Source organism: Pseudomonas sp. P8_241, assembly GCF_034008315.1.
Taxonomy (GTDB): domain Bacteria; phylum Pseudomonadota; class Gammaproteobacteria; order Pseudomonadales; family Pseudomonadaceae; genus Aquipseudomonas.
Map to the genome: position 1 here is coordinate 4,698,972 of NZ_CP125377.1, position 21,914 is coordinate 4,720,885.

Consider the following 21,914-nt stretch of genomic DNA (forward strand, 5'->3'; position numbering starts at 1 on the left):
ACCTTGAACTTGCCCATAGAGTCCAGTTATTAGCCAGCTACCGAAAACAGGGCTAGGTTTAATGCTCTGCCCGTCCCCTCAGTCCGTAGCCGTGCGGACTCACAGGAGTGATCGTAATGCCGTCCGTTAATAGTTTGAAAACGCTCAAGACCCTGCAAGTCGACGACAAGACCTACCACTATTTCAGTCTGCCCGAAGCTGCCAAAAGCCTGGGCGATCTGGACAGGTTACCGATGTCACTGAAAGTGCTGCTGGAAAATCTGCTGCGTTGGGAAGACGAAAAAACCGTCACCGGTGCCGACCTCAAGGCGATTGCCGCCTGGCTCAAGGAGCGTCGCTCCGACCGAGAAATCCAGTACCGCCCGGCGCGAGTCCTGATGCAAGACTTCACCGGCGTGCCCGCCGTGGTCGACCTGGCCGCCATGCGTGCGGCGATGGCCAAGGCTGGCGGCGATCCCCAGCGGATCAACCCGCTCTCCCCCGTCGACCTGGTGATCGACCACTCGGTGATGGTCGACAAGTTTGCCACCAGCAGCGCCTTTGAGCAGAACGTCGACATTGAAATGCAGCGCAACGGCGAACGTTATGCCTTTCTGCGCTGGGGCCAAAGTGCTTTCGATAATTTCAGCGTGGTGCCACCGGGCACCGGCATCTGCCATCAGGTCAACCTGGAATACCTGGGGCGCACGGTGTGGACCAAGGACGAGGATGGCCGTACCTATGCGTTTCCCGACACGCTGGTCGGCACCGACTCCCACACCACCATGATCAACGGCCTCGGCGTACTCGGCTGGGGCGTCGGCGGTATCGAAGCGGAGGCGGCGATGCTCGGGCAACCGGTGTCGATGCTGATTCCGGAAGTGATCGGTTTCAAGCTCACCGGTAAACTGAAGGAAGGCATCACCGCCACCGACCTTGTACTGACGGTGACGCAGATGCTGCGCAAAAAAGGCGTGGTGGGGAAGTTCGTCGAGTTCTTCGGTGATGGCCTCGCCGACCTGCCGCTGGCCGACCGTGCAACCATCGCCAACATGGCTCCGGAATATGGCGCCACCTGCGGCTTCTTCCCGGTGGACGAGGTGACCCTGGGCTACCTGCGCCTGTCCGGCCGCCCCGACGCCACGGTGAAACTGGTCGAGGCCTACAGCAAGGCCCAAGGCCTGTGGCGTATCGCGGGGCAGGAACCGGTGTTCACCGACAGCCTCGCGCTGGACATGGCCAGCGTCGAAGCGAGCCTGGCCGGGCCGAAACGTCCACAGGACCGCGTGTCGCTACCCAACGTCGCCCAAGCCTTCAGCGACTTCATCGACCTGCAATTCAAGCCCACCAGCAAGGAAGAAGGTCGACTCGAAAGCGAGGGCGGCGGCGGTGTCGCCGTAGGCAACGCGGATCTCGCCGGCGAAGCGGATTACAACTACGACGGCCAGACCTATCGCCTGAAAAACGGTGCCGTGGTCATCGCCGCGATCACCTCCTGCACCAATACCTCGAACCCGAGCGTGATGATGGCCGCCGGCCTGGTGGCGAAGAAAGCCGTGGAAAAGGGCCTCAAGCGCAAGCCATGGGTGAAAAGCTCACTGGCGCCCGGCTCGAAAGTCGTCACCGACTACTACAAGGCCGCCGGCCTCACGCACTACCTCGATGAACTGGGTTTTGCCCTGGTCGGTTACGGCTGCACCACGTGTATCGGCAACTCGGGACCATTGCCTGAGCCGATCGAAAAAGCCATCCAGCAAGCCGACCTCACCGTGGCATCGGTGCTGTCGGGCAACCGAAACTTCGAAGGCCGCGTGCATCCATTGGTCAAAACCAACTGGCTGGCCTCCCCGCCGTTGGTGGTGGCCTATGCGCTGGCAGGGACGGTGCGGATCGACATCAGCCGCGAACCCCTGGGCGAAGACAATGAGGGCAACCCGGTTTACCTGAAGGACATCTGGCCGAGCAGCCAGGAAATCGCCGACGCGGTGAACCAGGTCAACACCGCCATGTTCCACAAGGAATACGCCGAAGTGTTTGCCGGTGACGAACAATGGCAAGCGATCAAAGTCCCACAGGCGGCGACCTATGTCTGGCAGGACGATTCGACCTATATCCAGCATCCGCCGTTCTTCGACGACATCGGTGGCCCACCGCCCGTGGTCAGGGACGTCTCCGGGGCGCGGATTCTCGCATTGCTTGGCGACTCGGTAACCACCGACCACATCTCCCCGGCCGGCAACATCAAGGCCGACAGCCCGGCAGGGCAATACCTGCGCGACAAGGGTGTTGAGCCTCGGGACTTCAACTCCTATGGCTCGCGGCGTGGCAACCATGAAGTCATGATGCGCGGCACCTTTGCCAACATCCGCATTCGCAACGAAATGCTCGGCGGTGAGGAAGGCGGTAATACCTTCTACATCCCGACCATGGAAAAGATGCCGATCTACGACGCCGCCATGCGTTATCAGGCCGCGGGCACACCCCTGGTGGTGATCGCCGGCCAGGAATATGGCACCGGTTCAAGCCGCGACTGGGCCGCCAAGGGCACCAATCTGCTGGGAGTCAAAGCCGTCATCGCCGAAAGCTTCGAGCGGATCCACCGCTCCAACCTGGTGGGCATGGGCGTGCTGCCGTTGCAGTTCAAGCTCGACCAGAACCGCAAGAGCCTCAACCTGACTGGCCGGGAAACCCTGGACATCCTCGGCTTGACCGGCGTCGAACTGACACCGCGGATGAACCTGACACTGGTGATCACACGCGAGAACGGCAGCCAGGAGAAAATCGAGGTGCTGTGCCGGATTGATACGCTCAATGAAGTGGAGTACTTCAAGTCGGGAGGAATATTGCATTACGTGTTGCGACAGCTGATTGCATCCTGACCGGGAAGCGCCCCACTGCCCCCTGTAGGAGCAAGCTTGCTCGCGATGCCTTCAAGAACGCCGCCTACAGTCAGGCAGCACGCGTAATCGTTCACGACCATCGCGAACAGGCTCGCTCCTACAGGGGGATACATCGGTGCCTCACCTAACTGATGCTGCCCACTGACTGTAGGAGCAAGCTTGCTCGCGATGCACTCAAAAGCGCCGCGTTCAGTCAGGCCGCACGCGTAAACGTTCACGACGATGATGTGCAGGCTCGCGCCGACAGAGGCCGTACGTTAGTTGGAGTAACACATCCGTGTGTTTGAAACTCACGACAGGAAGCAACAGGACTTTGCACGACGGCGGCTAGTACTCGGTATCGCCTTCAATTTTGAAATGGTGAGCCCAACCCTGTATCGAAGTAACAAGAACCATCAACGGCAGCAGCATCAACAATGTCACGGCAATTACGGGCCAAGTAGTCATGTGCGTTCCCTGATTCAGGATGATCCGGCAGCGCGCCTTTCGAATGAACGTCAGGCACCTATAAACGTAGTCACAGGTTTGGTTCTACACATTTCATGTTAAGGAAAAAAGTCAGCGACCTTGTTGCTGACTCACGGGTATATCTGCCTAAATGCCCCACTAAAGGTGCCCCACCAGTCAATTCGGATGACCCATGCTCGTAATGCCCTGGCCATACCTCACCTTACTCTCGGCCGGCTATGTGCTTGCGCTCACCTACGGAGAACTCACGGCCCAGGCCAGCATTGCAATCATTCTCCTGCTGCTCGCCGGTTTTTCCGTCCGCCAACAAAACATCCGCTACGTCCGCTATTTCGGCCACGCCCTGTTTATCCTCCTGGCACTCACCCTGGCCTTCCATATATGGCCAGGTTTCTACAATGCCAGAATGATCGACCACGAACGCTTCACCGACAACGCAGCCCCCTTCACGATGAACCTCAACCTCGACAAACCGCTGATCGGCTTCTGGTTGTTGCTCGTGTGTCCCTGGATCATCGGCCGTCATTCATTGCTGCAAACCGTCAAGGCAAGCACCGGCGCCTTGAGCCTGACGGCAATCGTCACCCTGGGGGGCGCCTGCCTGCTGGGGATCGTCGAGTTTTCGCCGAAATGGCCCGATCAGGCCTGGCTGTGGATGAACAACAACCTGCTGCTGGTGACATTAGTAGAAGAAGCGCTGTTTCGTGGCTATCTGCAGGGTGGCCTGAGTCGGCGCTTCAAACACCTGCAACACGGTGAGAATCTGGCCTTGCTGATTGCCTCACTGCTGTTCGGCCTGGTTCATTGGGGAGCTGGCTGGGAGTGGGTATTGCTGGCTACCCTGGCAGGCGTCGGTTATGGAATGGCTTATCGGTTCGGTGGCCTGGCGGCGGCCATTGCCACCCACTTCGGCTTGAACCTGCTGCATTTCGGATTGTTCACCTATCCAATGCTCGCCAGTTAAATCGTTGCGCGCTCGAACAAACCGAAAATTCTCCAAGGGATCAGACACCTACAAAATGCCCTGAGTTTTGGCAGAACCCACCGATTATCGGCAGGGAACCATGCGGCTTGACTCTTGTCTGGCCCAGCGTTTAACCTCCCGCCCCACGAATGGAAGCACTCTGTCACACATCGACAGAAAGTCCTCTGAAAATGAATTCAAGCAACGCGTTTATCGCGCCGTTGTGCTGTGCGGTAAATCATGCTTAAGCCCCGCTCTCCCCTGCAAATCAAAAAATCTGTCATTTTTGCCTTGGTCCTGCGTGAAGCACGCTCGCGTTTTGGCCAGAGACGGATGGGGGCTATCTGGACGCTGATCGAGCCCATTTGCCACCTGCTGATTCTAAGCGTGCTATTTGCCCTGATTCGTGGTCGCACCGTGGCTGGTGTCGACTTCCCGGTTTTCGTACTGGTCGGTCTCGCCCCCTTCCTGCTGTTTCGCAACACCGCGTTACGCCTGATGAACAGTCCCAAGGAAAACCGCTCGCTGTTTGCCTATAAACAGATCAAGCCCCTCGACACCTTTATCGCTCGTGTACTGGTGGAATTCAGTATTTCCGCAACCGTCTACGCCATTCTGGTATTCGGCTTCGCCTGGTACGGCTTCGACATGTCGATCAATTCGCCCATCGAGTGGATGCTGACCATCCTGCTGGGTGTGCTGTTTTCCTTTGGCCTGGGCATGCTGCTGGCACTGATCGCCCATGCCATGCCCAGCAGTACGCTATTTCTGCGGATGATGTTTTTCCCGCTGTATTTCATCTCGGGCGTGCTCATCCCCGCCGCCTACCTGCCGCACGCCATGTTGCCGCTGCTGCTGCTCAATCCTTTCCTGCACCTGCTGGAACTGATTCGCGCCGAAATATTCCCGCACTACGTGCCCGTCGACGGCGTGTCGCTGCACTACGTGATCGCGTTCACCCTGGTCTTGCTCTTCGTGTCCCTGGGTACTTATCGGGTTCGTCGACTGCATTTGATCTCCACCAAGAACGGCTAACCGCAGGCTTCCAGTGTTCGAGCTCAGAAATATCACCAAGTCGTACCTGACCCCCAAGGGGCGTCGCCACGTGTTTCGCGACCTGTCGCTGAAGATCCCCGCGGGCAAGAACATCGGCCTGATCGGCCGCAATGGCGCCGGCAAGTCGACCTTGATGCGCCTGCTGGGCGGTGCCGACGTGCCGGACTCCGGCACCATCGTCACGGACAAGAGCGTTTCCTGGCCCGTGGGCCTGTCCGGTGGTTTCCAGGGCAGCATGAGCGGCCGTGAAAACATCAAGTTCGTCAGCCGGGTCTATGGCGCCGAAGGCGACGCCATGCGCCAGAAAGTTGCTTACGTTCAAGACTTCGCCGAGATCGGTGACTGGATCGATGAGCCGGTCAAGACCTATTCCTCCGGCATGCGCTCGCGCCTGGCTTTCGGCCTGAGCATGGCCTTCGATTTCGACTACTACCTGATCGACGAAGTGATGTCGGTGGGGGATGCGCAATTCAAGCGCAAGTGCGCCGACGTCTTCGAAGCCCGCCTGCAGAAATCCAAAGTGGTGCTGGTCTCCCACAACATGCCCGAAATCAAGAAGCTCTGTGACGTCGTGCTGCTGGTGCGCGATGGCGGGGTGCAGATCTATGACGATGTCGATGAAGGCATCAAGGCCTACAACTCCTGATCGCCTGACCGTGGCGTGACAGTTTCATTTCAAGGATACGAGTGCATATGAGCAGTACGGGTAAATTCAAAGGCTGGCGCCTGACACTGGGGCTGATCGTGCTACCGATGGTCCTGGCCGTCGTCTACTACAGCTTTTTCGCTGTGGATCGCTATGTCAGCTCCGCGCAGGTGGTCGTTCGCCAGGATGGCAACAACCCAGCTGCCCAGATGCCCGGCCTGGGCATGCTGCTCAGCGGCACCAATCCGGCGTCCCGGGAAGAAACCCTGTACCTGCGTGAATACATCGTCTCGATGGACATGATGCAGCTGCTGGAAGACCGCCTGCACTGGGTCGAGCAATACAGCAAGCAACGCAACGACCCGTTCTTCTGGCTGGACGCCAACACCGAACGCGAGGAACTGCTCGAGTACTACCAGCGCATGGTCTCTGCTCATTACGATGAAACCACCGGCCTGCTGAAAGTCGAAGTACAGGCATTCAGCCCGGAACTGGCCGAACAAATGGTCAAGACCATTCTGGAAGCCAGTGAACACTTCGTGAACGAAGTTTCCCACAGCATCGCCCGCGAGCAGATGCGCTTCGCCCAAGGCGAACTGGAAGGCGCAAAAAAGAACTACACCCAACGCAAGGAAGAGCTGCTGAGCTTCCAGAACCGCAACAAGGTCCTGGACGGTAAAAGCTCGGCCCAGGGCCGCGCCAGCATCATCGACACCCTCGAAGGCGAGCACTCCAAAGAACGCGCCGTGCTCACCCAGATGCTCTACAAACTTCGCCCGGATTCACCTCAGGTCAAGCAACAACAACAGCGTGTGAACGCCATTCGCGAACAGCTGAATGCCGAAAAACGCCTGCTGGTGTCTGCACCCGATGGCGACCAGCTCAACGTCGTCGCCTCGCGCTTCCAGCAACTGACGCTGGATGCGGGCATCGCCGAAGAAACCTACAAGACAGCCGTTGCCGCACTCGACAACGCCCGTATCGAAGCCAGCAAGAAAATCCGCACCCTGGTCACCGTCGTCAGCCCGAACACCCCGCAGATGGCTATCTACCCAGAACGCCTCTACAACCTGGCGACCATCTTCCTGGCCCTGCTGCTGCTCTACGGCATCACCCGCTTCCTAATTGCATCGATCGAGGATCATCGTGATTAAATCCATTCCTGGCCTGCCCCTTCGCCCCCTGAACTTGAGCATGCGAAACAGCGCTGTTACGGGCTTGATGCTGATGACCCTGACGTTGGCAGGGTGCGGCGGCACCCTGTCCGGTGCCGGCCCTTACAAGGGCGACATCGAAAGCAAAGAGCAAAACAGCGCTTACAACCTGGTCGAGATCAACGCCAACACCATCGCCCCGTACATGCGTGGCGAAGTGCGCCCTGTGCAGGCAAGCGTTGCCAAGCCAGTGCCCACATCGGTCCGGTTGATGGCAGGTGACACCCTCAACGTGCTGATCACCGACAACGCACCGGAAGGCTCGGCAGTGTTCGCCCCACTGTCCACCGGCGGCACCCAGCTGAAAACCCGCATCGACGACCAGGGGATGATCTCCCTGCCTTACGTCGGTCGTCAGTTCGTCGCCGGCATGACACTCAACCAGGTTGAGGACATGATCCGCAAGCAACTGAAAGGCGTAACCACCGATGTGCAAACCCACGTAGAACTGGTTGGCGACCTCTCGGGTTCGGTACTGGTTGCAGGCGCGGTGAAATCACCGGGTCGCTTCAGCACTTTGCAAGGACCGCTGACGTTGCTTGATGCCGTTAACCAGGCGGGTGGGCCGGTACTGGAACCACACTTGGTCAACGTTACCGTGCGTACTGGTAGCCAGGTTCAGCAGTTCAACTATGAAGACGTGTTGGCAGGCAACAACATGATGCTGCGTCCTAACTCGGAAGTGGTACTGGATCGTGCACGTCAGCGATTCGTTGCGATGGGAGCTGTGGGCGAGCCGGGCCTTCACGACCTGCCGGCTCAAAACGCCAGCTTGCTGGATGCCTTGGGTTCGGTTGGCGGCCTTAGAGAAGCGAACGCAAACCCTCAAGGCGTATTCGTGTTCCGCATGGGTGAGAACAGTAACAAGCCGACTGTGATGCGCCTCGATATGCGCGACCCGGCCGCTATTTTCTACGCCCGTCAGGTCATGGTTAAGCCGGATGACACTATTTATGTGACCAATGCCGCTGTATATGAGTGGCAGAAAGTTATCGGACCTATTGTGCAGACGATGGTGTTGGGACGAGCGACTGGAATTACTCAGTAACCTCAGATTCATATCCTAATGAAGAAAATAGCCATTTTTTTCTTCATTAGGTCGCTTAGTTAATTAATCACAATGTTTGAGTAAGCCACGCCAATTAAAGACTCAATTTCAACAGCACAATCAATATGGCGCATAGAAAAATCCCACTAATAGCGCTAAGTTTTAAGACACCACAAACAAAGTACACGAACTCTATTATTTAGTTGTTAGAGTCATAGCTCAGGATCAGGGACCGTCATGAAAAAAAGATTATTGAAAAAAAGACAAATGCAAAAAATCTTCGCCCAGAGTGAAATCAGTAAACTAGCAATTCTGGCGAACCCAACTTTAGATGACACACCTGCAATCACCAAAACGCCTGTGCTGCCATCTGTATTAACACCCGAATCAACAAACACCACCCTACCAAAAGCACACGCCAAATTTAAATACTCCATTGTTTCAGCTGTTTACAACATCGCTCGTTATCTAGACACCTACTTCAGCTCAATCATTAACCAAACCATAGACTTCAAAGAGTCAATCGAAATCATTTTAGTCGATGATGGTTCAGTGGATGGCTCAGCAGAGCTCATTAAAAAATGGGCTTCACTTTACCCACTGAATATCCGCTATCTTTATCAAAAGAATGCCGGCCAGGGTGCAGCAAGAAACTTAGGTTTGAAGTATGCGAAGCATGAGTGGGTCACCTTCATAGATGCAGATGATTTTGTTGCACTGGATTACTTCGAGAAAATTGATAAAAGCATACTAGAAGCAGCACCTACGCAACCATTGAAAATGGTGTCTGCAAACTATATATTTTACTTTGACGACACGGATAAAGTTTCTGACACACATCCATTACGCTATCGATTTGCAAAAGGTGACTGCATTTTGCCCGCCGATGACATGGGCAAACACATCATACTCAACGTGAATTGCGTACTATTTAAACGAAACCGTTTGATTGAACACAACTTCGAGTTTAGCCCGAAGATCAAACCTGGGTTTGAAGATGCTCAATTTGTTAACAGGTACCTTCTAGGGCTTGATGACGGCTTTGTTGCCTTTCTCAAATCGCCTCATTATTTTTATAGAAAACGGGACGATGGAACATCTACATTGGATACGGCCTGGGAACATCCGGGCAGGTATGACCATCAACTACGACTTGGCGTTCTCGGGATAATTCAAGAAAGTATCAAGAAGCATGGGCATGTTAAAAATTTCATACAACGAACAGCCTTGTATGATTTGACTTGGCACTTCAAAAGATTACTAAATAACGAAAACAAGCTATTTTTTCTTACCAATGAAGAAAGAAAGGCATACAAAGATTTAATCAAAGAAATAATGAGCCACATATCCACCGAAACCATTATTTCTTTTGAGTTGGCTGGGGCATGGTTTTATCATAAACTAGGTTTCCTGTCGCTTTTTAAATCCACTCAGCCAAGCTTCAATATCGTTTACATAGACGGCTTTGACAGTATAAAAGATTTGGTAAAATTAAGATATTTCACCGATGATCCGCAATGCAGCGAACGGTTCTCTTGGGATAGCAAACCGACAATCCCTCTCTACTCGAAAGTAATTCATCACAATTTTCTTGATGATACGTTTATTTATGAGCGTATCGTTTGGTTGCGCATTGGCGACGTACAAAAACTTGAAGTTACAGTATCAAATATTAGTACTAGAATCTCGCTGCGCGGAAAGCAGCATCACAAAGGGATTCTAGCATCCGAGATATACTCTGCATTTAGAACCACTTCCATTGAGAGTAATTCCTTTCCTCAAGATGTATTGGATTTGCGTAAAGCCAGTAAAACTGAAGAAACCGTCACAAAATATGCAAACTGCTGGCTATTAATGGATCGGGACACTCAAGCGGACGACAACGCGGAACACCTATATCGTTACCTGCAGAAGAACCAGCCAGACACTCGAATTTTTTTCGTAATTAATGAAGCTTCTTTTGATTGGCAGAGATTGAAAAATGAAGACTTTAATCTATTGGCGTTTAACTCAGAAGAACATAAGCTTGCTCTACTGAATGCGAGCCACCTGATATCCTCACATGCCGACCATTACATATTTGGCGGATTAGACAAAAAGTGGTTCGGCGACCTGTTGACGTATCGCTATACATTTTTGCAGCATGGAATTACGAAAGACGACTTATCCAGTTGGCTGAACACAAAAACAATCGACTGCCTTGTAACTGCCACTCATCCGGAATTCATTTCAATTGCGGATAATGGCCCATACAAATTCACTCGAAAAGAAGTCGCATTAACGGGGTTTGCTCGACACGACAATTTAAGATCATTGAATGGTTGCGGGGACAAGACTATTCTTATAATGCCTACATGGCGGAATAGTTTGATCGGAGCACCGTCTGGCGTTGGAAATGAACGAGAACTAAACCCAAATTTTTCAGAGACTAACTACGCTCAGTCCTGGCGTGATGTTTTGCAGTCTACGTCTCTCAAGCATCTTGCAGAAAATTACGGATATAAATTAATATTTTTTCCGCATACTAATATTTTCCCATACATTTCAACGTTTGACGTTCCTGACCATATATCCATTCAAGAACAAACTGACGAAGAATCCATGCAATTGCTTTTTTCAAAAGCTAAAATATTATTAACCGACTATTCATCTGTTGCATTTGAAGTAGCCACAATCGATCGTGCGGTAGTTTACTATCAATTCGATGCTCACGAGGTATTTAGCGGGGGACACACCTATCGCCAAGGATACTATGACTATCATCGCGATGGATTTGGGCCAATCTGTGATACCTTGCAAGACACAGTATATGCAATAGAAGAAATATTGAAAAATGATGGCATGCCTAGTCAACTTCACTTGAAACGAATGCAAGAAACGTTTGCATTTAAAGATATCAATAACTGCCAGAGAACTTTCGAAGCCATTGACAGACTCGAACAAAGTTTTATTAGTATAGAGTCTAGTAGGCCTGCAGCCGTAGAATACGCTCGCAGAGCAATGAAGCAATCTGATTGGACACAGGCTCTTATAGCTTGGAGTCAGATACAGTCGGAAGAAACTGAGTTGACAGCGGAAGCGGCCTTTGAAAGCGCGATCGCTTGCCGCAGATTAGAACGCTTTGAAGAAGCTGGTAATTGGCTGAAGATCGCGGATGCGGCCGGTTATACGAAGTCAAAAATACAAGAAAAACAATTTCTCATCGCTATAGAAACAAATGATTTCGCAAATATAAATCACATGTACAATACACTTGAAGTTGATAAAAACAACATTCATTTTGAAGACAGCACACTAGCATTACTTATAAAAGCAAACCGCCTGCAAAAAGATTTTGAGAAAGCAACTTTTTTATTAGATCGAGCGAAAGATATTAATCAGCCTGACATTCTCAAAGAACGAGCAGAGATAGCTTCGTATCTTGAACTTTGGCCAGAAGCATATGAGCTATGGAAAACAACAGTAAACATTAACAATTTTCACGATGATCACTCATTGTTGCTTTTGGCCACTGCATGCCGAGAAAATAAGCTCTTTTCGGAAGCGGCAAAATATATTGCGAAAATGAAAAACGGCTCAAATTTACCTGACTTCTTTTCTGAGGTTGCTGAAACTGCGTTCTCTAATTCTCAATGGAAAAAAGCGGAAGAAGCCTGGAACCACATATCAACTCATAGCAAACTCTCTCCGGATAGCTCGTTAAAACTGGCTAGAACAAGACGAAAAACTGGAAATCTTTCGGGCGCAATAAAAGCTTTCTCCGAAGCGAATGGCGCGAAAGATGAAAGGACGTTCTTACAAGAAAAAGCTTTGCTTCTTAGTGAGTCAGGCAATCATTCGGAAGCAATTGAGGCTTGGGTTAACTTCATTTCTAGAAAGGAGCTTAATCCAAATAGAGATGCATGGTTACATTTGGCCAACGTTCGATTCCAGTCCGGTGATGTAATTCAGGCGAAGAAAGAGCTGGAGAAGTTTGAATCTTTATGTGAGAAAACTAAAAAAAGCTCTCAACTTAGAGATGCGATTGAAAAATCGCTAAATATCAACGCTCCGAGTTAGATCGCATTCAGGCGTACGTACTAATCTACGTACGCCCTCTCCCTCGAGCAAAGGCTGACAGAGCCCAACTGCTATATCTGAACCTTACCATCGGATAGGTACAATTAAATAATGAATGTTTTAGTAACTGGCGGCGCGGGCTATATTGGCTCCCACACCGCATTAGCGCTTCTTGAAGCCGGCCATTCCGTTACTGTTTTAGACAATTTAACAAATAGCTCCACCGTTGCTTTACAACGCGTTGAAGCGCTCAGTGGCAGACCAGTTAACTTTGTAAACGGAGATATTTTAGACAGTACACTGCTAGATACCATTTTTTCGTCCCAATCAATTGACGCCGTCTTGCATTTTGCAGGTTTAAAAGCTGTAGGGGAAAGTGCCGCAGAACCCTTAACCTACTTTATAAACAATGTAACTGGCAGCTTAACTTTATGTAACGCGATGAAGAAGGCTAATGTTTTTAATTTGGTGTTTAGCTCCTCTGCTACGGTATACGGCGAACCAACGTCCATGCCTATCAGCGAGGATTTTGAAACGGGCGCACCCACAAACCCTTATGGCCGCTCAAAACTGATGGTCGAAGAATGCTTAAAAGATATAGCAGCATCAGATTCGCGCTGGTGTATTGCATTGCTACGTTACTTTAACCCAGTGGGTGCACATAGTAGCGGAATGATAGGCGAGAACCCGAGCGGGCTCCCAAACAACCTTTTGCCTTTCATTAGCAAAGTCGCAGCAGGCAAGCTTAAAGAGCTTTGCGTATTCGGAGATGACTATCCAACTGTAGATGGTACAGGCATGCGCGATTACATACATGTGGTTGACTTAGCCGACGGTCACTTGAAGGCACTAAACCGAATAGTAAAAAGCCCCGGTGTTTCAGTATGGAATTTAGGTAGAGGCGAAGGTTATACGGTACTGCAAATGATATCAGCCTTTGAAAATGCAACTGGATGCAAAATCCCTTATCGAGTTGTGGCTCGCCGCTCAGGTGACATCGCTGAATGCTGGGCTGATACGTATAAGGCACAAGTGGAGTTAGGCTGGACGGCACTACGAACAGTTGAAGATATGATGATTGATACGTGGCGTTGGATTAGGAAAAATCCAGATGGTTATAAAAACTAAATATCATGACAACAAAAATAAATCTCTGACCATTAGGCATGTCCCCTCCCCTAAAACAAGCCATATTCCAACACACCTGTAAGCAGTACAAGACCAGCAATAAAAAGCCAACGCACATTTAAAAAAGATGGCGTTGGCTGATAGCTTTACTTAGTCTTACTCGTCAAGCAAACAAAATTTCTTCTTGTAAAATCTGAATTACTATTAATATGCTTTACCCGTCTTGTAGAAGTTCTCGAAGCAAAAGTTGGTCGCGTCGATGTAACCTTCAGCACCACCGCAGTCAAAACGCTTGCCCTTGAACTTGTAGGCCATCACGCAGCCGTTCTGAGCCTGTTTCATCAGGGCGTCGGTGATCTGGATTTCGCCGCCCTTGCCTGGCTCGGTCTGTTCGATCAGGTCGAAGATGTCCGGGGTCAGGATGTAGCGGCCGATGATGGCCAGGTTCGACGGTGCGTCTTCAGGCTTTGGCTTTTCAACCATGCTGTGGACACGGTAGATGTCGTCGCGGATCATCTCGCCGGCGATCACGCCGTACTTGTTGGTCTCTTGCGGGTCGACTTCCTGGATGGCCACGATCGAGCAGCGGAACTGCTTGTACAGCTTGACCATCTGGGTCAGCACGCCGTCACCGTCGAGGTTGACGCACAGGTCGTCCGCGAGCACCACGGCGAACGGTTCGTCGCCAATCAGCGGACGGCCGGTCAGAATCGCATGGCCCAGGCCCTTCATTTCGGTCTGGCGGGTGTAGGAGAAAGAGCACTCATCGAGCAGCTTGCGAATGCCGACCAGGTATTTTTCCTTGTCGGTGCCCTTGATCTGGTTTTCCAGTTCATAGCTGATGTCGAAATGGTCTTCCAGAGCACGCTTGCCGCGACCGGTGACGATGGAGATTTCGGTCAAGCCGGCTTCCAGGGCCTCTTCGACGCCGTACTGGATCAGTGGCTTGTTCACCACCGGCAGCATTTCTTTGGGCATGGCTTTAGTCGCTGGCAGGAAGCGAGTACCGTAACCGGCGGCTGGAAACAAACACTTCTTAATCATAATATTCCTTGAACGAAAAATCCATATAACCGAAATTGTATTTTAATCAACAAATCAATATCTTACAATACAAAAAAACAACTACTGCCATGGGCTATATACAACACAGAAGCTATCGCCAAACCATCAGGCATGAAGAGCATCTGAGATAAATTTTCTTCTTCTGTTTCCTGGGTCTGCGACCTTCTTCAAAAAATCCAGATCGCAAGACTCTGAAAAAGCCTTGAGGTGACCACCTTTCGGCGAGTTCAAATGTGCACTCAGCGCATCGAAAAAATCTTTATAGATCTTATATTTTGTAAATTTCAAAGTGCCGATCATTTGAAGGATATCTGAAGACGGCGCCTTCTCCAGAGTATCGATAAACAATGTAAATATATGCTCCTCGGCTTCCGGACAGTGCTCAACTAATAACTCAATGGATTTTTTGGCACTTGGCCAGTCGGCCTTGACGAACGCTTGAGAGGTTCCCCCACCAACCAGTGACAATGCGAAATCCTCTGAAAAAGAGTCCCTCCACTTTGTCTTGACTATAAATACATGGGCAGCATGATTCATGGGCTTAGTATAAACAACGGTTTCTTTCTGCAAACTATTAGTTACTCGGATTTTCTCTCGCGAATCCGAACAGAGACCGTGAACAACCCCAAAAATCCAGTCTTTACTTACCGCAACCAACTCAATTTTCGCACTACCAAACTTTGCTTGAGAAACGGACAGCTTCTCTTTAAGCTCACTCAAACAACGCTGCACAGCAGAAACCTGCATGTTCACACCAGAATGTTCATGCACTTGACTGTGAAACTTGTCAAACTCTGCTGTATTTTTAAGTTCCTGCTTTGCACGATCCGCTTTTGGTAAGGCGCGCCTACGAACCCACTCCTCTCTGGATTTGGTGTAATAGTGATGCATGACCGCCCGACCAAAAGAACACGACGTCAGTTTGATCGGCATCGACTGATTCCACGCAGCGACTGCCAAGGTATTATCGAGATACACACCGGACAACAAATCGCAAATATGCGTTCGCATGTTATAAGTGTTTTTAGGCGAAAACATTGTCTTCACTACGGGAGAGGGCTTTCTCTCACATTTTTTAAAACGCTCGATAACCAAATCGGCTGATGGTGTTTCATTTCCGCTGGAGCCAAAAACGAGCCAGGGAAACGCAATAGCGCCAACATTCCCATGCAGGCGCTCAGCGTCCAATAACAGATCCTTTACCGTTGCATTTTTAACAACCAAAAACTCATCCAGATCACAAATCAACACATAATCAAAATCTGCTGAATAACTCTCGATAAAATGACCATAGGCGTCGCGCTGCGGCGGAATTCCTTCTCGGCGAGGCCAATGCACTCTTGTTATCTCGCCGATATTATCCAGCGCCGTGAGAAGCTCTGAGGTGCCATCATCACTAACATTATCGTAGATGAAAACCGAATCGAATCCGGAAACTTTGTAATAAGCAACCCACTCTTCAACGTAGTCAACTTCATTTCTGCAAATCGCACACACCGCAATTTTCAAAATATGTACCTTTTCGACGGAACTCCAAAAGCACTTTCCAAACTTCCGGATCTAAAAATAATTAGAGCAACGTGAACCGATCAACCTTTCTGGAATTCGACAAAATCATTGTTCCCAGGCAGCTGACTCACTCAATCGCCGAGTAAAAAATCTGGAGGTATGTTCTTTGTATCGCCCATTCGTCGCGCTGCCATCGCCATCGTTAAAGCAGAGCATCTTGTACTTGTAGGTATCCTTTCCAAGAATCTTCTCTACGTTGCCAGGCCGGACAATCAAACTCGTCGCCTCACCTTTAACTGCCCGACCGCTGACAAATGCAAAATGGTGATATAAAAACGAAGTGACGTTCACATCACTTAACGATCGACGTTTAGCGTTTCGCGTTGACTCAATAGTTTTCGCAAACGCCTCCTCGATCTCTTTCAGGACGGTCTTTTTCAGAGCGTAGGGCACATGGCGATGCAAGCATCGGGCCTCATAGTCGGAGAACAGGGTCTTCAACAACACTTTGGAGTTGTTGGCGGCTGCCAGATAATCCAGTGACGTATCTCTGCCCGCTTTTGAGTCAACCATTCCATAAGGCTCGAAATACGCTACGGAACGTCCGATTTCATCAAAGAAATCCTTTGGCAAACAAGGCTGATTCAGCACAAAGTCATCATTGAGATAAAGGAAGTTTTCCGAAAGCCCAGGTATACGGTGTAGACACGCCTCGATGGCATGGGAGTTAAACGTTGGCAGCATCGATTCTGCAGGAAAAATTTCTTCGTGCTTTACCCAAACAATTTTTGGATGTTCTTTCATCCAGCCAGGCTGGCTGCAGTTTGAAACAACATAAATTCGATTTAGCCAAGGCGCATATTTGTTCAGTGAACGTAATGAATAGCGCAATTCATCGTTTGAGGTGTATCTGTCCGGGTCGAACTCGTCGGATGGGTATGTTGTCGTCCACAACGCTTGCCAGTCTGAATCGGCATGATTGACCCATGTATAGACGGCATCTATAGGGGTTGAGTACCCGCACCCGGCAGGTGTGCCATTGTAGATAGCGCCAAGCTCTCGTACTTGGAATTTCCTAATCAATGCAGAGGAAGAGCGGACATTGGCCAATCCATCATCGGCGATATCGTATTGATAGATGCGCAGTACATGTAAAACCCCAGCCTCATTGCCCATCTCTAATACGAAGTCTGGTCGAGTCCCCAACTCTCCCCCGACAACCCTGACATCGAGCCTGTCGTCGACACCGAACACAGAGTTGTAGTGCCCCCCCAAGGTATAGAGGGTGACGCTCATTGACAGTGACTCTTTCAGAAGACTCACAACATCAAGTAACCCATACAGATTGCCCGACCAGATCAGCAAGCTGTTTTTGTCACTGCCATCTTCCACCCCATACCCTGCGCCCATTGTTTCGCGCAAATACTCCTGCACCCCGATCTTTCTGACCCTGTCCAGATCGACAGCAGTAGACGGTAGTGAAATCTCCTTTTTTTCTCGAACGGTTTTTTCTGCCGCTTTGAATACACGTTTCTTGAACATGTCATAAAAGAACAGATCAGGGTCCTTGATGAATTTTCGGAGTTTCTTGAACCGACGAACTTTACTCATTGAACAAAAACCTTAGACGCCGCCGAAAAGTGTCAAATCTATCGATATGACCTGGCTTGTTATCAAAAAGAATTCCGTAGTCGCTTACATCGATATTTCTTTCTGAACACAGCGTGGTAAAACCCGAGATCAATGTCGGATCACCTGCAGCCGTACCGAGAACCTTATCCTTATGCAGCGAGGCAAACAGTTGGTAATTTTTCTTGCGAGCTTCCTGATATCCCTCAACGTCAGGTCGCTCATGAAAAATGTGAAACGCCAGGTCTTTTTCCAGCAGCGGCTCAAAGCAGCTTTTTCCGAGATAGCGTCTAAATCCACGGGCAAAGAGAGGAGACCTGGCGGTTTTGTCGATTAACATGTCAGGAGCTTTTTCCAGGTCGCCATGTAGCTCTGCCAGACGCATCATGAAGTCAAAATCTTCATAACCATGTCCGGAGAAAGCTTCATTGAAGCCGCCCAGCAACGAGTAATCCTTGCTGCGCATAACGATTACGGATGAGGGGCTGGCGAGGTGTAAAAACTCTTTCCTCGAGAAACCAAAAAAACGCTGTGTCAGTTTTTGCACATCAACCTTGGCGCGAGTCAGGTCGTTGGAGCCCTTCTTCGTCAGGTACAAGCACGGCAACATGTAAAAAGGACGCTCTTGTGCGTCGACTTTGGCTCGGTACTTTTCGATCAATGCAAAGTCGGGCCAGATATCAACGTCCAGCAACGTCAGAAAGTCATCCTCGACATGCTTGAACGCCTCGTTACGCAGTAATGCCGCGTTTACGTTGCCGATGTAGAAGGGTTTCGAAACAGCAAACGCACCTTCGCACCTGCCAATGACGAGCCTGAACAGCTTATCCACCCACAGGCCGCGATCATTGTGAGCAAAGATGACTTTTACGTTTGAGCGATTTGCAGCCATGGCCATCTGTCGCGCCTTGGAAATGATGTCCAAGGGGCGGTGCATCAGATCCAGCGGCACGATGGCCGTGATGTTGTGTTTGGTTGCGTCTGACAATGTTCAGCACTCGATGGTCTTGCTTGACCGACTAAAATCCCACCCCCCGCGCCCTCATCATTGAGTTTGCGGAGTCAAATATTTTTCGGATCAGTCAAATATCTCGACAACCCCAACCACTTCACCGCTTGTATCGTCCGTCACCGGTAATGCGCGGATTTTGTGCTCCAGCATGTACGCCTCTGCCTGGGACAGTTGCGCAGAGGCTTTTACGGTGTGCGGGCTTGATGTCAGGAACGCGTCGACGTTTTCGTTGACGACACCTGGATTGCCTAACAATGCGCGGCGAAGGTCGCCGTCCGTGACGATACCGACGAGTCTGTCGCTTTCCATGACCAGGGCAAGCCCGAGGCGGCTAGACGTCATGACTAACAGGCAATCATGGAATGAGGTATCACGGGTCACTTTCGGGATGTTGGTGTGCATCACGTCACTGACACGGGTCAGCAGTTTGCGACCGAGGCTGCCACCGGGGTGGTAGCGCGCGAAGTCCATCGGTTTGAAGTCGAGCGCTGCAATCAGCGCTACAGCAAGCGCGTCTCCCATGGCCATGGTCGCCAACGTTGAAGTCGTCGGTGCGAGGTTGTTGGGGCACACTTCACGATCCACGGAAATATCGAGCCAGATGTCGGCGTGCCTGGCCAGGGTCGATTGGCCGTTACCGGTCATGGCGATGATTTTGTTGCCAAAGGACTTAAGGCTCGGGATCAACTTGACGACTTCTTCGGTTTCCCCGCTGTAGGAGATCAGGATTAGCACATCACTTGGCTTGAGCATGCCGAGATCGCCATGGAAGGCTTCTGCCGGATGCAGGAAGAGGCTCGGCGTACCGGTTGAAGCAAATGTAGCGACCATCTTCTGACCGATCAGTCCGGACTTGCCCATGCCGCAGACGGCCGCACGCCCCTTGCAACCCAGAATGAGCTCCACAGCACGCTGGAATTCACCGTCAAGACGCTCTGCGAGTTGGCTGATAGCTTGCGCCTGAGCGCTGAGTGCATCTTTAGCAATTGGGAGGTGGTTCATGGGAAAAACATGGGTCCTTGGTTAAGTGGCGCGCTTACAGGGAGGTAGGCGAAGCGTCCAACACCTGATTCAGTAAAGTGCCCAGCCGAAGTCCGGCATCGGTCAGTCTTGTCTTGACCACCGGGGATATGTCTTTCAAATAGGTTTTCGGCAACCTCATCATCGACTTTGAGTCAGCAAGTTGCAGGTTGTCGCTGTAGATATAGCGTCTGGCAATTTCATGACTTTCCATTGCCCATTGTTCGGGCGTGCCCTGAGAAACGTTCGGGCTTGCGGCCAGTAGAGCGGCTGCCAGTTCGGCAGGAGGCATCTTCAACGAACGGACGGAAATGGTGTCCCAGACCTTGTGCAGCGTGTACTCGCGTTTTCCGAACTGGACCTTCACACCGCCGGTTTGCTTGATGGCATGCAGCGGCTGGTGGATGTCGCCGACGTAGTGCACAACGAACTTCAGAGCCCGCAATCGATCAACGGCTGGCGCGTCCTTTTGACCAAGGGTGGCTTCAAATCGCTCTATCCCATAAACCACGCACTTGCCTTTGCGAGCGCAATCACGATTTGGCTCATACGAGGCGGCATCAAAAGGAATACGAACAGCGTGGCTGATCAGCCCGGGCTCTGTGCCCTTTATCTGATCGGCCCAAGAGGCGATGTCCGCCAGGCTGGTTGCGCCTTCCAACGCCAACAGCTGTCGAACCTCGGCTTTTGCCACCGGGTCCAGCCTGGATTCGGCGATCAAGGCAACTGTCTTGTGCCCTTCGTTCCCCCAAGCCAAAACGCTCGACGCATGCATGCTCAGGAGGCCGAAAACGATGTGCTTGATACTCAACATTGACCTTCCTTGACTCCTTCACATGATCGACAGGCAGTTGACCTGCCAGCGGGCCGATTCATAAAGGTAGCGATCGCTCCTTGATTCGAGTGGCGCGTATGTTAACGGTTGAGTCGCCAGCATGGAACTTTGATGTGTGAGCTTCCGATCAACGCATGGCACTGATTCTGACTTCTGTACCTTCACCGCCATGACAATGGCAATCAGTACACAGAGTCCGTAATATCGCGCCTCGTTTGATCGGCCGGTACACTTTTCGGGCACAGCTTGCTCCGGATACGACTGACTTTTTCCGATCAGAATTCGAGCGTTGTTCACAGTTGGAGCCCATGGATACCGAATCAGAGAAACAAGGGATATTGGCTCGCAACAATGTCTTCTGGTGGCGTCAGGCCACCTTGGAAAAACGCTTGAGCCATGTGCTCGGTTTCGCGCTGGATGACTACAGCATCTCCACCTCGGACCTGGCCTCCAATGCCTCGTTCGTCAACCATGTACACCACCATCGCCTGACCCATCGACAAACGGGCGCCTCGCTGGATGTCGTAGAAAAATCGATTCGCAAATTGTTTGGCATTTCCAGTCTTGAATCGCGCTTCCATCGCGAAGGCAATGTGCTGGCCAACAGTATCCACTTCCGACACCCTCAATGCCTGGGCGTTATCGAAACCCCTTGGGAAAGCCTGGTCTTCACGCGTTTTATTCGGGGAAAAGCGCCTCGCATGGGCAAGATCGCGACGCAGCTTGGCCTGGGCATCGCAGAAATAGAAGATCTGACCAACTTGCACCTGCAAACCGGCAGCTGGTTACAACGCTACCGTTTTTGGGAAATGGATTTTTTCCGTCCGTGGTACTTGCTGCGTTGGCGTTTCAATTTTGTGCGCTACCTGCCCTCTCTTAATGAGCTACCTAGCGAAGATGCACGCTTTCAGGGGCTTCATGAGCGGCTATCACGGTTGGAGCCCGCGTTAAAACTCGCAAAAAACCGTGCCAATAATAGCCAGCGCTGTTTTTGCCATATGGATTATTTGGCCAAGAATTTCTTTTCTTCGCCTGAAGGCTTTCAGATGATCGATTGGAGTGAGGTGAAAGTAGGCCGAATCGGGTTTGATGGGGGCGCGTACCTGAGTGCGATTTTCCGCCAGGAAGACATGGCACGCTTCACAAGAATCCGCATGTACTTTTTACGGTCCTATCTTGCAGCGCTGGACGAGCGCTTCGATGAGCAGAGTGCATTGCACAACATGGATTACTTTTTCCTGCAAAACTCCCTCTGGCATTTCCTTCGTCCCAAAACCATTGCCGACTATCAGCAGCGCGGCAAACTGGATCTGTTGCATCAGAAATACGAGTACTTGTTGGCCCAGGGTGCTCTATTAGGTGCGACATGACATGAGGGTGTC

15 protein-coding genes are annotated in these 21,914 nt (G+C 51.2%); 9 read left to right on the top strand and 6 right to left on the bottom strand.

Annotated features, from left to right (window positions below):
- Window positions 1-116: 116 nt before the first annotated feature.
- The 8 genes from acnA to galE all read left to right on the top strand — a co-directional run bounded on the left by acnA (window position 117) and on the right by galE (window position 13,462).
- Window positions 117-2,858: an aconitate hydratase AcnA gene (gene acnA, locus QMK58_RS21110; RefSeq protein WP_053160747.1), complete on the top strand. Its 2,742-nt coding sequence runs from the start codon at window positions 117-119 to the stop codon at window positions 2,856-2,858.
- 661 nt (window positions 2,859-3,519) lie between these two features.
- Window positions 3,520-4,311, top strand: a complete 792-nt coding sequence (locus QMK58_RS21115; protein ID WP_320395373.1) for a CPBP family intramembrane glutamic endopeptidase — start codon at window positions 3,520-3,522, stop codon at window positions 4,309-4,311.
- 333 nt (window positions 4,312-4,644) lie between these two features.
- The gene (locus tag QMK58_RS21120; RefSeq protein ID WP_320395374.1) at window positions 4,645-5,346 is read left to right on the top strand and encodes an ABC transporter permease; all 702 of its coding nucleotides are present in this window, start codon (window positions 4,645-4,647) and stop codon (window positions 5,344-5,346) included.
- 13 nt (window positions 5,347-5,359) lie between these two features.
- Window positions 5,360-6,013, top strand: coding sequence for an ABC transporter ATP-binding protein (locus tag QMK58_RS21125; RefSeq protein ID WP_320395375.1), 654 nt, complete (start codon window positions 5,360-5,362; stop codon window positions 6,011-6,013).
- Between the two features lie 47 nt (window positions 6,014-6,060).
- Complete coding sequence (locus QMK58_RS21130) at window positions 6,061-7,167, top strand: ABC transporter permease (protein WP_320395376.1); 1,107 nt, start codon at window positions 6,061-6,063, stop codon at window positions 7,165-7,167.
- A gap of 40 nt (window positions 7,168-7,207) precedes the next feature.
- Entirely contained in the window at window positions 7,208-8,275 is a 1,068-nt protein-coding gene (locus tag QMK58_RS21135; RefSeq protein WP_320395377.1) for a polysaccharide biosynthesis/export family protein, read from the top strand.
- Between the two features lie 237 nt (window positions 8,276-8,512).
- A complete protein-coding gene (locus QMK58_RS21140) occupies window positions 8,513-12,334 on the top strand; it encodes a CDP-glycerol glycerophosphotransferase family protein (RefSeq protein ID WP_320395378.1) in 3,822 nt (1,273 codons plus the stop codon).
- Window positions 12,335-12,445: 111 nt separating this feature from the next.
- The gene (galE, locus tag QMK58_RS21145; protein WP_320395379.1) at window positions 12,446-13,462 is read left to right on the top strand and encodes a UDP-glucose 4-epimerase GalE; all 1,017 of its coding nucleotides are present in this window, start codon (window positions 12,446-12,448) and stop codon (window positions 13,460-13,462) included.
- A 204-nt stretch (window positions 13,463-13,666) separates the two neighbouring features.
- Here galE and galU read toward each other — a convergent pair whose 3' ends face one another.
- The 6 genes from galU to QMK58_RS21175 form a co-directional block, all read right to left on the bottom strand.
- Complete coding sequence (gene galU / locus QMK58_RS21150) at window positions 13,667-14,506, bottom strand: UTP--glucose-1-phosphate uridylyltransferase GalU (RefSeq protein ID WP_320395380.1); 840 nt, start codon at window positions 14,504-14,506, stop codon at window positions 13,667-13,669.
- A gap of 126 nt (window positions 14,507-14,632) precedes the next feature.
- Window positions 14,633-16,036, bottom strand: coding sequence for a glycosyltransferase family 2 protein (locus QMK58_RS21155; protein WP_320395381.1), 1,404 nt, complete (start codon window positions 16,034-16,036; stop codon window positions 14,633-14,635).
- 105 nt (window positions 16,037-16,141) lie between these two features.
- Entirely contained in the window at window positions 16,142-17,647 is a 1,506-nt protein-coding gene (locus QMK58_RS21160) for a stealth conserved region 3 domain-containing protein (protein WP_320395382.1), read from the bottom strand.
- Window positions 17,640-18,653 carry a galactosyltransferase-related protein gene (locus tag QMK58_RS21165; RefSeq protein WP_320395383.1) on the bottom strand — a complete coding sequence of 338 codons (1,014 nt, stop codon included), beginning with the start codon at window positions 18,651-18,653 and terminating at the stop codon, window positions 17,640-17,642. Before QMK58_RS21165 ends, QMK58_RS21160 begins: the two co-directional genes overlap by 8 nt.
- 90 nt (window positions 18,654-18,743) lie before the next feature.
- Window positions 18,744-19,679, bottom strand: a complete 936-nt coding sequence (locus QMK58_RS21170; RefSeq protein ID WP_053157572.1) for a KpsF/GutQ family sugar-phosphate isomerase — start codon at window positions 19,677-19,679, stop codon at window positions 18,744-18,746.
- 34 nt (window positions 19,680-19,713) lie between these two features.
- A complete protein-coding gene (locus QMK58_RS21175) occupies window positions 19,714-20,511 on the bottom strand; it encodes a S1/P1 nuclease (protein WP_320395384.1) in 798 nt (265 codons plus the stop codon).
- A 329-nt stretch (window positions 20,512-20,840) separates the two neighbouring features.
- Between QMK58_RS21175 and QMK58_RS21180 the strand changes: the two genes are divergently transcribed.
- Window positions 20,841-21,902 carry a phosphotransferase family protein gene (locus QMK58_RS21180; RefSeq protein ID WP_320395385.1) on the top strand — a complete coding sequence of 354 codons (1,062 nt, stop codon included), beginning with the start codon at window positions 20,841-20,843 and terminating at the stop codon, window positions 21,900-21,902.
- Window positions 21,903-21,914 lie beyond the last annotated feature (12 nt).